This window comes from Zoogloea sp. (genome assembly GCF_041908905.1).
Lineage (GTDB): Bacteria > Pseudomonadota > Gammaproteobacteria > Burkholderiales > Rhodocyclaceae > Zoogloea.
Map to the genome: position 1 here is coordinate 21,327 of NZ_JAYREK010000038.1, position 13,543 is coordinate 34,869.

Below are 13,543 nucleotides of genomic sequence, written 5' to 3' on the forward strand. Positions count from 1 at the left end.
CTATTCGTCACCGACGGCGCCCGGGCCTCCCCACCGTCACGGAGGCCCTCAGGCCGACATCTCGCAGACCCGCGGCTCGGCATGGCCGAGGGGCAGGCAGACTGCGGACGGCCGCCCGATGAGATAGCCCTGGAAGAGATCCGCCCCGCTGGCCATCGCCGCCTGCAGCTGCTGCGGGCTCTCGATGGACTGGCTGACCAGCCGCATGCCGAGGCGGCGGATCTCGGCGCACATTTCGCCCAGCACCTGCCGGGCGAAGCCGAGGTGGCCGGCATGGCCGATCAGGCAGCGGTCGAGCTTGACGATGTCGGGGGCCAGCGCCTCGAGGCGCTCGATATCACAGGAGAAGCGGCCGAAGTTGTCGATCGCGGTGTGGTAGCCCCGGCCCCGGCACTGGGCGATGGCCGCGGCAAGGGCCGTGCAATCCTCGAAACCGTGGTCGGTGACTTCCAGCACCACGCGCTGGGGTGACAGCCCGCAGGCCGCCAGCACGGCCTGGAACAGGGCCTCCTGCCCGCCGGCGAAGGCGAGCAGGGCCCGGGGGCTGAGGTTGAGGGCAAGCAGGCCACGCTGCCCGTGGCCCTGGCGGGCAAAGTTGAGCACATGCAGCGTGCACGCCATGTGGTCGAGGGCGAGGGCCTCCTCGTCGGAGGCGAGCTCGAAGATCGTCCGGGGGGACACGCCCTCCCCGCCCGGCCCCTGCACCTGCAACAGGGCCTCGTGACCGAGCAACTCCCCGCCCCGCGCGACCACCGGCTGGAACAGGCTGCGGAACAGCCGCCCGCCAAACCGGGCCTGGACCTCCTGGGTTCCCGCCACTTCGAAGTGGTCGCTCCCCCCCGGGCCGGCGCCCCCGTGAAAACGGGTGTTGAGATGACGGATCAGTTCGGGCTGCGGCATGGGCGTCTCCTGCTATCCGGCGCCGCTGCCTGGGGAGCATTGCCATGACTGGCAAAGCACCGAAGCGCCGGGCTTTTATATTATTTTTTTAGTATCTCATACCTGTATTCACCAAAAATTTCGGTTTGTAAGGCGATTTAAATCCAGACCACCGGAACCGCAGCCTCCTTCAAGGCCCCCGCGGGCGACCGCCTCAGCCCTCGCCCGGCCCCGGGTCCATGCCTTCGGGCACGCTCAGGCCGGTGGGCTCCTCGGGCGGCAGGCCGCCCTCGGCCACCCAATGGTTGAGCTGCATGACCCACGCCATCACCTCGGCGACGGTGGTGTAGAGGGCGGCCGGGATCATCTGGTCGAGCTCGCAGTGGGCGTGGAGCGCCCGGGCCAGCGGCGGCGCCTCGAGGATGGGGACGTTGTTGTCGCGGGCGAGTTCGCGGATCTTCATCGCCACGGCGTCCCGGCCCTTGGCCACCACCACGGGGGCGCCAGCCTTTTCCGGGTCGTACTTGAGGGCCACCGCGTAGTGGGTCGGGTTGGTGACGACCACGTCGGCGGTCGGCACGTTGCTCATCATGCGGCGGCGGGACATCTCCCGCTGGGCGGCACGGATGCGGGCCTTGATCTGGGGGTCGCCCTCCTGCTCCTTCATTTCCTGGCGCACCTCTTCCTTGGTCATGCGCAGGCGGCGGTGGTATTCCCACAGCTGGAAGGGGACGTCGATGGCCGCGATCAAGGCCAGGCTGGCGACGATCAGCAGGGCCGACAGCAGCACCAGGCTGGCAAAGTCGTCCATGCTGCTGGCGAGGGGCTGGTGCATCAGCCCGAACAGGTGGTCGCGCTCCCGCCACACCACCCACACGCCGACACCGGCCACCAGCACCGCCTTGAGGCTGGCCTTGACCAGCTCGACGAGGCCATGGGTCGAGAACATGCGGCCGAGCCCCTGCATCGGGTCAAGACGGGTGAGGTCGAAGCGCAGGACCTTGGCGCTGAACACCCAGCCGCCCACCAGGAAGGGCGTGACCAGCGCGGCGATCACCGAGGCGACGAGAAGCGGCGCAATGGTCAGCAGCGCATCGGCCGCCAGGCTCTCGAGCATCCGCCCCATGGCGCCGGGCTCGAACACCAGGCCGCGCGGCAAGCTGAGCCCGCTCTTCATGATGGTCATCAGGCGATGCCCGCCCCAGCGCCCGAGCACGTACAGCGCGACGACACCGACCATCAGCGAGATGAAGGTGGCAAGCTCCCGCGAATGGGGGACCTGCCCCTCTTCGCGCGCCTGCTCCAGCCGTCGTGGTGAGGCTGATTCGCTCTTTTCGAGATCGCTGTCTTCGGCCACGCCCTGCCCGCCGCCCGTTCAGATGGCGTAACGATACGCGAGCCGCGACTGCGCGGAGACGGCGAAAAGACGGGAATTGCCGGGCCTATTCGGGCCAGCGCCCGGCGGGAGGGGCGGCGGCGTGGGTCAGGCGCGCCGGGGGCCGACGAGGGCGTGGCGCAGGGCTTCGGACTCCCGCTGGAGTTGCGCCAGCCTGTCGCCGAGTTCATTGAGCTGCCCGTGGATCATGCCCATCAGCACCCGGCTGGCCTGCAGCGGCGTGCCGGCGAGGGCACGGCTGGCGTCGATGCGGCGCTGCAGGCCGGCGAGCTGCTGCGCCTGCTCGGGGTGGCGGGTGATGCACTCCCGCAGGGCCCGGTCCCGGGCCAGGAAGAACGCGGCGGGGTCCTGCTCCGCGAGCTGTTTCCAGTGATCGAAGTCGAAGCCGCCCATGCCATCTCCCGCTGCCGGGCCGACGTCGCGTCGCCGGGATGGCGAAGGGCGGGGGCAGCCGGAAAGATCCTAAGCCACCCCACCCGGGGAATCAGCGGCCTACATCACGCGCCTGTGTTGCAGAGTGTCACGGCACGCCGGCGGGAGACGGCGGCGCCGGCCCTCAGGCGGCCAGCGCCGGCCGCTCGAGGTGGGCCAGCAGCGTGCGGCGCGAAATGCCGCGGGTCTCGCCGAGGGCGCCGAGGAGCTCCTTCATGTCGAGGATCAGCACGATCTGGCCGTTGGAGAGGGTCGTGACGCCGGCGACGCCCTTCGGACGGAAGTCGTCGAGGGACTTGATCACCGCATCCTCGCGCCCGGCAAAGCTGTCGATGGCGAGGATGAAGCTCTGCTCGGCGCTCTGCATCAGCACGCCGTACTCGGGGGTCTGGACCTGCTCCCAGCCCAGCAGGGTGGACAGGGGCATGATGGGCAGCACTTCGCCGCGCACCACCATCGTGGCCCGGCCGCCGACCTCCTGGACCTCGACCGGATCGATGGGGAGGATCTCGCGAACCATCGACAGGGGCACCGCGAAGGGCTGGTCGCCCAGGCGCACCAGCAGCACCGGCAGGATCGCCAGGGTCAGCGGCAGGCTGATGATGAAGGTGGTGCCCTTGCCGAGGCTGGAGCGGATGTCGATGGAGCCGTTGAGTTTCTGGATGTTGGTGCGCACCACGTCCATGCCGACACCGCGGCCGGAGACGTCGGAGATCTGGCTCGCCATCGAGAAGCCGGGCAGGAACACCAGATTGTAGCTCTGGCGCTCGTCCATCGTGTTGGCCTCCTCATCGGTGATGAGGCCCTTCTCGACGGCCTTGGCGCGCAGCCGCTCGGCGTTCATGCCGCGGCCGTCGTCGGCCACCAGGATCACGATGTGGTCGCCCTCCTGGCGCGCCTCGAGGCGCACGATGGATTTCTCGGGCTTGCCGTTGGCGAGGCGCTCCTGGGTTTCCTCGACGCCGTGGTCCACGGCGTTGCGGATCAGGTGGATGATCGGGTCGGAGAGATCCTCGATCATCGTCTTGTCGATCTCGGTCTCCTCGCCGGCGAGCACCAGCTCGACGTCCTTGCCCAGGTTGCGGGCCAGGTCGCGGGCGATCCGCGGGTATTTCTGGAACAGGCGGCCGATGGGCTGCATGCGGGTCTTCATGACCGCGTTCTGCAGATCGGAGACCAGCAGGTCGAGCTGGCTCACGGCCAGGTCGAGGGCGTGCAGGGTCTCGGTGTCGTTGCGGCCGTTGAGGATGTCGCTGCGCAGCGCGTTGAGGCGGTTCTTGGTGAGGCCGATCTCGCCGGACAGGTTGAGCACCTGGTCGAGGCGCGCGGTGTCCACACGGATCGAGTTGTCCCGCTGCTTCTCGGTGTCGCGCCGCCCCACCGGCCCGGTGGCGCCCGGTTTGTCGGTGGCGCGCCGGCCGACGGCGGCCTTGATGACCTCCTCCGGCGTCTTGCTGGCGAGTTCGGCGTCGCTCTGGTGCATCGCCACGGGTGCGGCGGCCGGGGGTGCGACGGGCAGCGCGGAGGCGGCCGGGGCGGTCGCAACCGGGGGCGCAACCGGCGTGCCGGTGACGGCCTCGAACAGGCTGTCCCAGTCGGGGCCGTCGTCGGTGACGGACACCGGGCTGGCGACCATCACCGGCGCGGCGGCCGGAGCCGGTGCCGCGGGGGCCGGCGCAGGCGCCGGGGCCTCGACGACGGGCGGCATCCGTTCGACGTGGGTGTCACCGTGGCCCAGCTCACCGGCCAGGGCATCCCGCAGCTTGTCCATCAGGCTGGGGTCGGCCGGCGCGGGCTGGGTGCCCTGCTCCAGGCTGTCGAACATGTCGCGTACTGCGGCGGTGGAGAACAGGATCACGTCCATCACCTCGGGGGTGATCTCCAGTTCACCGTTGCGCAGCTTGTCGAAGAGGTTCTCGGTGAGATGGCACAGGGAGACCAGTTCGGTCGCGTTGAGGAAGCCGGCGCCGCCCTTGATGGTGTGAAAACCGCGGAAGATGTCGTTGAGCAGGCCCTTGTCCCCGGGCGCACGCTCCAGATCCACCAGCTTGTTGTCGACACCCGACAGGAGATCCCCCGCTTCGACGAGGAAGTCCTGCAACAAATCTTCCATACCGGCAAAATCGCTCATAGCTCTAACTCCTTGCGGGCTCGGCCCGCGATCCGTCTGCTCTGGGGAAAACACCGGGCCAGCCGGGTTTCCCCGCCCCGGGGGCGAGGCTCAGAAACCGAGGCTCTCGAGCAGATCGTCCACCTGTTCCTGGTTGGACACCACGTCGTCGCGCCCGACGGCACTGATCACCGGGCCGTTCATGAGGGACTCCGAAGCCCCGGTCTTGCGTTCGGCCGGCATGGCTTCGAGGAGCACCTGCAGCAGCTGCTGCTCGAGGCTCTGGGCCAGATCGACCACTTTCTTGATCACCTGCCCGGTGAGGTCCTGGAAATCCTGGGCCATCATGATCTCGAGCAACTGGGCATTGGTCTCCCGCGTGCCGCTGACGACACTGCCGAGGAACTCGCGGGTCTCGCCGGCCAGGGCCCGGAACTCGTCGGGGCTCAGCTCGTTGGCGTAGAGGCGGTCCCAGCGGGCGCGCAGGCTGCCGGCGCCGGCATGCAGCGAGTCCTGCAGGGGCTTGGCGATGTCGGTGGCGTTGAGCACCTTGCTGGCCGCCTGTTCGGTCATCTCGGCGATGTAGCTGAGACGCTGACGCGCATCGGGAATCGCGTGGGCGGCTTCCTGCAGGCTGCGGTCGTAGCCGAGTTCACGCAGGGTGTCGTGGAGCTGGCGGGTCATCACACCGATCCGGTTGAACACGAGATGGCCATTGTCGGTCGCGTCACCCCCAGCGGCGACGCTGTCTTCATGTTCCGCACTGAATTCGCTGGCGACGGAGTCGAAGAGGGCCTGCAGGTCGTCGTCGTCGCCAGCCTTGTCGAGTGCCGGCTCGGGCGCGGGCGCGGGTGCCACCGGCGCCGGGACGACCTCGAGGTGAGGCTGCGCCGCCGCGGCGGCCGCGGCCGGGGCGCTGGCTATGCTGTCAAAGAGGGCTTGCAGGTCGTCACTGTCGCCCGATTCGTCGAATTTGAGACGTTTTACCATGGTGGAACTCCATGCGGGAGGCGAACTCAGGCCGCCTTCTTGCCCATCTTTTCAAAGATTTTTTCGAGCTTTTCCGAAAGGGTCGCGGCCGTAAAAGGCTTCACGATGTAGCCGCTCGCTCCCGCCTGGGCCGCCGCGATGATGTTTTCCTTCTTCGCCTCGGCCGTGATCATCAGGACAGGCAGATGCTTGAGGGACGGCGTCGCGCGGATTTTCTGGAGCAGGGTCAGACCATCCATGTTGGGCATGTTCCAGTCGGTCACGACGAAATCGAAAGGCAGGGTATTGAGCTTCTGCAGCGCAATCAGCCCGTCCTCGGCCTCGTCCACGTTGGTGAAGCCGAGTTCCTTGAGCAGATTGCGGACGATGCGCCGCATGGTCGAAAAATCGTCGACGACAAGAAATTTCATTTTGGGGTCCGACATATTGTTGATCTCCGTTCAACCTGGGTTCAGGTTCAATCCCGGTTGGCACGCATGAGCAGCGGGCGCAGGGTTTCGGCCAGCACATCGGCGTCGAACTTGGCCACATAGGCGTCCACACCGACACTCTTGCCCATCGCTCGGTTGGCCTCCGACGACAGGGATGAATGCATGACCACGGGGATGCCCTCGAAGCGGGCATCGGCCTTGATGTTGCGGGTCAGCACGTAGCCGTCCATCTCGGGCATCTCGGCGTCCACCAGGATCAGGCTGACCTCCTCGCGCAGGCTCATGCCCCGCTGCTGAGCATGGCTGGCCATGCCCTCGAGGCGCGTCCAGGCCTCGAGCCCGTTGAGGGCGTGCTTGTGGCGCACACCGAGCTTGTCGAGGGTCTCGGCGATCTTCTTGCGGGCCACCGCCGAATCGTCGACGAAGAACACATTCACGTCGCCAGCGCCCTCGAGGGGGTGGATCTGCCCGACCACGGCTTCGCCGAAGGTGCTGGCGAGGATGGTTTCGACGTCGAGGATGGACACCAGCTTGCCGTCCTGGAGTTCGGTGATCGCGGTGATGTAGTGATGGCTGCTGGAGGTGACGTTGTCCGGCGCGCGGACCTTGTCCCATTCGACGCGGATGATGCGATCGACCTCATGCACCAGGAAGCCCAGGGTGCGCTTGCTGTACTCGGTGACCATCATCGACGCGCCGAGGGGGTCGCCGGGGGCGTCGATGCCCATCACCTTGGCCAGCGCCAGCACGGGGATCACGTTGCCGCGCAGGGAGATGAGGCCTTCCACGCCGACCGGCATGTTGGGCGCCTTGGTGATGAAGGGGGTGCGGGAAACCTCCCGTACCTTGAAGACGTTGATGCCGAAGATCTCCTGGGTGCCGAGGGAGAACAGCAGGATCTCCATCCGGTTGGAGCCGGCCAGCTTGGTGCGGGCGTCGACGGCCTCAAGCACGCTGGAATTCATGCGGTCCATGTTCATCATCCTCCTCCAGACTCAGGCCGCGCCGGCGGCGCCGATGGCGACGGCGTGCTGGGTGATCAGGCGGCGCAGCACCTCGGCCAGACGCTGCGGCTCGAACTTGGCGACATATTCGTCGACCCCGACCGAGCGCCCGAGTTGCTGGTTGGACATCCCGGACAGGGACGAGTGCATGATGACCGGCACCCCATCGAAGCGCGGGTCGGTCTTGATGCGCTTGGTCAAGATATAGCCATCCATCTCGGGCATTTCCACATCGGTGAGCACCAGCGCCAGCAGATCCTTCACCTTGCGGCCGGACGAAGCGGCATAGCTGGCCAGGCGCTCGAGCTCCTCCCAGGCCTGGCGGCCGTTGATCGAGCCCACGTAGCGCACGCCGAGGGCGTCGAGGGTGCGCTCGATCTGCTTGCGGGCCACCGACGAATCGTCGGCGAAATAGACGGTGAGCGGCTCCTCGATGGCCAGCGGCTCGATGCCCTTGAAGAGGAATTCGTCGTCGTAGCGGGTGGTCTCGGAGAGCACCTTCTCCACGTCGAGCAGCATCACCAGCTTGGGGCCGGGCAGCTCGGTGACGGCGGTGACGAGGCCGCCGAGGTTGGCCGTGAGCATGTCGGGGGGGACGCGCATCTGCGACCAGTCGAGACGCAGGATGGTGTCCACCGCCTCGACCAGGAACCCCTGGGTGTGGCCGTTGTACTCGGTGACGATCATGATCTCCCGGGGCGTGTCGATGCTCATGCCGGCATACTTGGCCAGATCCACCACCGGCACCAGCACGCCCCGCAGGCTGACCATGCCCTCCACCGACGAGGGCATTTCGGGCGCCGCGGTGATCGGCGGCGTGCGCATCACCTCGCGGACTTTGAACACATTGATCCCGAACGTCTCACGCCGGCCGGTCCGCGGATCGGTGCCGAGGGTGAACAGCAGGATCTCGAGCTTGTTGGTCCCCGCGAGCCGGGTACGCGCGTCGATGTTTCTGAGAAGTTCAGACATTGCTCATTCTCCGTCGCAGACCACCTGCCACCCCGATGGGGCAGGTCCCGACATGAAAGCAATATCGGCGGGGGCCGAACAATCTTGAGGCCCGATCCACCCCCTCCGAAAGGGCCCCGTGGACGCGCCTCCCGGGCCTCCGAGGCCGCCCGGCGACGCTAGCGGGAGCTGTCGATGGCCCGCTCGGCGAGCCGGAACAGGACTTCCACCCGGTTGCCCGGCCCGCAGTAACGGACCTCTTCGCAGACCCGGAGCAGCAGCGGGATGCCCCGGCCGTGTCCGCGCAGCATCTCCTCGGTGGTCGGCTCGCACAGCGCCTGCTGCACCTGCTGCTGGTGATCGAAGCCGGGGCCCGTGTCGGAGCAGCTGATGAGCAGGGTCGGCGGCTCGCCGAGAGTCTGGCGGAGGGTGAGTTCGAACTCGACGGCACCGACCGCCAGCCGGCCGAGGCGCCGGGCCCGCTCGTCGAGGTAGGCGTCGAGCCCCTCCCCGCCGACCTTGAGGGACGATGGCAGCCGCAGCAGGCCGTGATCGAGGGCATTGTTGAAGAGCTCGGACAGCACCAGGAAGAGGCGCCCGATGAAGGGCCGCACCCCCTCGAAATGCTCGATGGCGCCGAGCACCAGCGGCACCGCGTCGAGGCGCTTGAGGTCGGCCGCGCCGAGACGCAGCCCCAGGCGCCAGTCGCTGGCGGTGAACGGCGGCGCCGCCTCCCCGCCCTGGGCGGCGTGGCTGGGGCCGGGGTTGTCGGCCAGGTCGATCAGGGCGATCGAGACGTCGTCCCGCGGCGGGCTCCCGCCGGTCATCCGCCCGACGATGCGGGTCAGGTGGGGAAGCCGCGCCCCGCCGGGCTGGCCGAGCAGCACCTCGCCGAGGCCGTCGACCCCGAGGGCGCGCCCGGCGGCGTCTTCCTGCTCGATCAGCCCGTCGGAGAAGAGCAGGAGCTGGTCCCGCGGGTCGACCATGTGGGAGTCGACGGTGCCGTCGAACTCGTCGTCATCCACCACGCCGAGGGGGAAGTGATGGCGGTTGAAGTGCAGCCGCACCGCCCCGTCGGGGCGGATCAGCAGGGGCCCGGGGTTGCCACCGTTCCAGACCGTGACGTAGCGCTCGCGGAAATTGACCGCCACCAGGGTGGCCGCGATGAAGCGATCCACCGGCAGCAGGGCCCGCACCTTGCTGTTGATCTCCCGGGCGATGGCGTCGATGCCGAAGCCCCGCTCGGTCATGCGGTAGAACGGCGCCGTGACCGGCAGGACGTTGAGGGACGCGGCGAGCCCGTGCCCGGCGCCGTCAGCCAGCAGCACGTGCAGCACGTTGGCCGGCGTGCGCGCCGCGGCGATGAGGTCGCCGCTGAACTCCGCCGCCGGCGCGATGAAATGGGCGACCACCGGATCGTTGAGCGCCTCGCGGTTGATCAGCCGCTCCATCACGAAGCGCGCCAGCCGCTGCTCTTCCTCCTGCATGCTGCGGTAGCGGGCGAGCTCGCGGTTGCGCTCCTCGGCCTGACGCTGCATGGCCCGCAGGCGCAGGATCACCCCGAGCTTGGCGTGCAGCATCTCGCGGGATGCCGGCTTGCACAGGTAGGAGTCTGCGCCCGCCTCGAGAGCGCGCATCTGGGTGGCTTCGTCGAGGCTCCCGGTGAACACCAGCGTCGGGATCCAGCTGCCGTCGGTGCGGGCGCGGATGTTGCGCAGCAGCTCGATGCCGTCCATGCCGGGCAGGCCGACGTCCGTCATCAGGACATCCGGGCGGCCACGACCGAGGTGGTCGAGCGCTTCGCGGGCCGTGCTGACGCCGACCACACGGTGGCCCAGCGCAAGCAGATCCCGACGGATCAGGAACAGATCGTCGGGATTGTCGTCGACAACGAGAATAAGGAGCGATTCAGCTCCGTACTCCGCCACCGCTTACACGATCGGAAAGAGCTTGCCGAAGTTGGCGATGTCGAGCACCTGGCGCACGCTGCCCCGGGCGTTCGCCAGACAGACGGTCTTGCCGGAGCTCTTGGCCTTGTCGCGCAGCATGAGCAGCATGCCGAGGGCGGAGCTGTCCAGGTAGGCGACGTTGCCGAGATCGACCGCCACTTCAGTCGTGCCAGGACTGCCCAGCGCCCGGTCTACCGCATCGCGGAATTCCCGATGGGAATTGAAATCGAAACGCCCGGAGAGCTGAATTCTTGCCTGACTCTGCTGGGTGCTGACACTGGTATCCATTGCTTGCCTCTTGTTATCTCAATGCTTGAAACTACGCCGGCTTCCGCCGGCATGATCTGCACAACTCACGCCCGCGGGCCTCGACGCTCGCCCGCCCCGAGGCGAGCCAGCAACCGCTGCCCGATATCCTTCAATGGTGCCACGTCTTCGAGGGCACCCACCGCCGCCGCTTCCCGCGGCATGCCGTACACCACACAGGAATCCTGATCCTGTCCGATGGTCCAAGCGCCAGCCTTGCGCATCGCCAGGAGCCCCTGGGCGCCGTCCTTGCCCATGCCGGTGAGGATGACCCCCAGCCCATTGGCTCCGACCTGGCTCGCGGCGGAATTGAACAGCACATCCACCGCCGGTCGATGCCGGTTGACCGGCTCGGACTGGGCCAGCTCGCAGACATAGCCGCCCACCACCCGGCGCACCGAAAGGTGTGAATGCCCGGGCGCCAGATAGGCCGTCCCGGGCTGGACCTTCTCACCGTGCTCGGCTTCCTTGACCCGCAGCTGGCACAGGCCGTCCAGGCGCTTCGCGAACGAGGCGGTGAACATTTCCGGCATGTGCTGCACCATCAGGATCCCCGGCATTCTCGCCGGCAGGGAACATAGCACTTCCTTGATGGCCTCGGTGCCCCCGGTCGAGGCGCCGATGAGGATCAGCTTCTCCTGCAGGAGCCGCTCCGGCAAGCTGCCGGAGCCCCCCCCACCCGCCTCGAAAGGCTCGCGCAGCAAGGGTTTCGAGGCAGGAGTCCGCGTCACGGGAACCCTCAGGCGGGCGCTGTAGGCAGCCCGCACCTTTTCACAAATTTCTACACGACATGCTTCGATACTGGCCGGCGAGTCCATCCGCGGCTTGGACAGGAAATCCACCGCGCCGAGCTCGAGGGCCTGGAGCGTCGCCTCCGAGCCGCTGCGGGTCAGGCTGGAAATCATGACCACCGGCATCGGCCGCAGGCGCATCAGACGCGCCAGGAAATCGAGGCCATCCATCTTGGGCATCTCGATGTCCAGCGTCAGCACGTCCGGCGCGAGCGACTTGATCATCTCCCGGGCCGCGATGGGGTCCGGCGCGACGCCGACCACTTCGAGATCGGGCGCCGAGTTGATGATCTCGCTCAGGACGCCGCGCATGACGGCGGAGTCGTCGACGATGAGAACCTTGATTGCCATTTTCAATTTCCAATCCGGAACGGAGCATTCTGCCCCGGTCAACCAAAGAGTTCGACGTCACCTTGCACATTGTCGCGTCGAAGCCTGGCCTGGTATTCGCGCTCGCGCTCGATGAGCGTGTCGTTTTTCACGCGAACCAGTTTTTTCATCATCACCCTGCCGTTGGCCGGAAAGAAATAGACCTTGCGCGGATAGACGTCGAGCAGGTCCTGGGCCACCACGGGTATGCGCTCGGTATTGAGGTAGTCGAGCACGAACTGGGCGTTCTTCTCACCCACCTGGGCCTGGCTGAGGCTGGCCAGCACCTTCCCGCCGCCGAAGACCTTGGCCTCCAGGCTGGAACGACGGGCCCCCAGCTTGAGGAGATGATTGAGGAGAACCTCCATGGCATACGCCCCATAGCGCGCCGAGGACGAGAGCATACCCCCTTCGCTGGAGTCAGGCAGCATGAAATGATTCATCCCGCCCAGCCCCTTGTCCCGGTCGCGGATGCAGGCGGTGACGCACGAGCCCAGCACGGTGACCAGCAGGATGTCGGCCGTCGTCACGAAATACTCACCCGGCAGGACCTTCACCGCATCGCAGTCGAAAGTGCGATCGAAATAGCGGTTGGTCGCCAGATGCTCCAGGTATCCCGGCTCAACGCTCACGGGCATCCGTCCTTTCATAGACCGTCCGCCCCAGCGAGCGGAAGATGTCGGCCGCGTGCAGGAAGCTCTCGGAGTGTCCGGCAAACAGCAACCCGTCCTGCTTGAGCAGCGGCACGAAGCGCTTGAGGATGTCGTACTGGGTCGGCTTGTCGAAGTAGATCATCACGTTACGGCAGAACATGATGTCGAAAGGCCCCTGCAGCGCCCAGCTCCGGTCGAGCAGGTTGATCCGCTTGAACTCGATCAGGCGCTGCAGCTCGGGGCGCACCCGGGCAAACCCCGCCTGGCTGCCCGTACCTTTCAGGAAGAAGCGCTGCATCCGCTCCCGGGACAGGCGCTCGACACGATCCATCCCGTACACCCCGCCCCGGGCGGTGGTCAGCACGTTGGTGTCGATATCGGTGGCGACGATCTCCACCGGCGGGGTCATCGAGTTGAAGGCCTCGCAGGCGGTGATGGCGAGGCTGTAGGGCTCTTCGCCGGTGGAGGCCGCGCTGCACCAGATCCGCACCGGGTTGCGCCCGGCGTGCTTTTTCAGGCGCTCGGCCAGGATCTCGAAGTGATGGGCCTCACGGAAGAAGGACGTGAGGTTGGTGGTCAGGCTGTTGACGAAGGTTTCCCACTCTGCCGGCTCGCGCTCGGCCCGATCGAGGTATTCGGCAAAGGTCTTGTCTCCCCGGGCCCGCAGGCGCCGCGCCAGGCGGCTGTACACCATGTCCTGCTTGATCGGCGACAGGGAGATGCCCGCGTGCTTGTAGATCAACGCGCGCACCCGCTCGAAGTCGGCGTTCGAAAACGCGAACTCACGGTCGGGCGTCGCCACGGACGGCGCAGGCGGGCGTACCACGGACGGTCTCGGCGTCACGCCCGGCTGCGGCGCCAGGGCGGAGCGGGGCACCGCCCCCACCGGCGACGGGCGGGCGGAGGCCAGCGCCCCTACCCCTCCCGGCGGCTTAGAACTCTTCCCATTCATCATCGACCTCATTGGCTGCACCAGACGCGCGCCTCACCTTCGGCACGACCGACACGTTGCTCGAAAAGACCGGCCGCGCCGGACGTTCAGGCAGCCGCGCCACATTGTCGGAAACGAGCGCCTGCGCGCCGACGGACGCGGCACCCGATTCGTCGAGGCGGAACATCGCGACCGCCCGCACGAGGGTGCGCGACTGCTCCTCGAGACTCTCGGCCGCCGCAGCGGCCTCCTCGACCAGGGCCGCGTTCTGCTGGGTGACCTCGTCCATCTGGCCCACCGCCTGCGTCACCTGCTCGATCCCGCCGCTCTGCTCCTGGCTCGCCTCCGCGA

At 67.4% G+C, this 13,543-nt stretch carries 13 protein-coding genes and 1 pseudogene; all 14 read right to left on the reverse strand.

The window, feature by feature from the left end; genetic code table 11:
- Positions 1-48: 48 nt before the first annotated feature.
- Positions 49-900 carry an EAL domain-containing protein gene (locus ACE3OU_RS15795; RefSeq protein ID WP_374242510.1) on the reverse strand — a complete coding sequence of 284 codons (852 nt, stop codon included), beginning with the start codon at positions 898-900 and terminating at the stop codon, positions 49-51.
- Between the two features lie 193 nt (positions 901-1,093).
- Entirely contained in the window at positions 1,094-2,236 is a 1,143-nt protein-coding gene (gene flhB / locus ACE3OU_RS15800) for a flagellar biosynthesis protein FlhB (protein WP_374242511.1), read from the reverse strand.
- A 126-nt stretch (positions 2,237-2,362) separates the two neighbouring features.
- Positions 2,363-2,668: a DUF3135 domain-containing protein gene (locus ACE3OU_RS15805; protein ID WP_374242512.1), complete on the reverse strand. Its 306-nt coding sequence runs from the start codon at positions 2,666-2,668 to the stop codon at positions 2,363-2,365.
- Positions 2,669-2,831: 163 nt separating this feature from the next.
- A complete protein-coding gene (locus tag ACE3OU_RS15810) occupies positions 2,832-4,838 on the reverse strand; it encodes a chemotaxis protein CheA (protein WP_374242513.1) in 2,007 nt (668 codons plus the stop codon).
- A gap of 90 nt (positions 4,839-4,928) precedes the next feature.
- Positions 4,929-5,807, reverse strand: coding sequence for a protein phosphatase CheZ (gene cheZ, locus ACE3OU_RS15815; RefSeq protein WP_374242514.1), 879 nt, complete (start codon positions 5,805-5,807; stop codon positions 4,929-4,931).
- Positions 5,808-5,833: 26 nt separating this feature from the next.
- Complete coding sequence (gene cheY, locus ACE3OU_RS15820) at positions 5,834-6,232, reverse strand: chemotaxis response regulator CheY (protein WP_374242515.1); 399 nt, start codon at positions 6,230-6,232, stop codon at positions 5,834-5,836.
- A gap of 32 nt (positions 6,233-6,264) precedes the next feature.
- Complete coding sequence (locus tag ACE3OU_RS15825) at positions 6,265-7,221, reverse strand: chemotaxis protein (RefSeq protein ID WP_374242516.1); 957 nt, start codon at positions 7,219-7,221, stop codon at positions 6,265-6,267.
- Positions 7,222-7,233: 12 nt separating this feature from the next.
- Entirely contained in the window at positions 7,234-8,214 is a 981-nt protein-coding gene (locus ACE3OU_RS15830; protein WP_374242517.1) for a chemotaxis protein, read from the reverse strand.
- 158 nt (positions 8,215-8,372) lie between these two features.
- A complete protein-coding gene (locus tag ACE3OU_RS15835; RefSeq protein ID WP_374242518.1) occupies positions 8,373-10,121 on the reverse strand; it encodes a SpoIIE family protein phosphatase in 1,749 nt (582 codons plus the stop codon).
- Between the two features lie 3 nt (positions 10,122-10,124).
- Positions 10,125-10,430 (reverse strand): STAS domain-containing protein, encoded by a 306-nt coding sequence (locus tag ACE3OU_RS15840; protein ID WP_141354921.1) that lies wholly within the window; start codon positions 10,428-10,430, stop codon positions 10,125-10,127.
- A gap of 65 nt (positions 10,431-10,495) precedes the next feature.
- Positions 10,496-11,590, reverse strand: a complete 1,095-nt coding sequence (locus ACE3OU_RS15845) for a chemotaxis response regulator protein-glutamate methylesterase (protein WP_374242519.1) — start codon at positions 11,588-11,590, stop codon at positions 10,496-10,498.
- Positions 11,591-11,628: 38 nt separating this feature from the next.
- On the reverse strand, positions 11,629-12,240 hold the full coding sequence (cheD, locus tag ACE3OU_RS15850; protein ID WP_374242520.1) for a chemoreceptor glutamine deamidase CheD: 612 nt from the start codon (positions 12,238-12,240) through the stop codon (positions 11,629-11,631).
- The gene (locus ACE3OU_RS15855) at positions 12,230-13,087 is read right to left on the reverse strand and encodes a CheR family methyltransferase (RefSeq protein WP_374242521.1); all 858 of its coding nucleotides are present in this window, start codon (positions 13,085-13,087) and stop codon (positions 12,230-12,232) included. The genes cheD and ACE3OU_RS15855 overlap by 11 nt, the downstream gene beginning before the upstream one ends.
- 106 nt (positions 13,088-13,193) lie before the next feature.
- Positions 13,194-13,543, reverse strand: a pseudogene (locus tag ACE3OU_RS15860) (methyl-accepting chemotaxis protein); the annotation flags it as partial.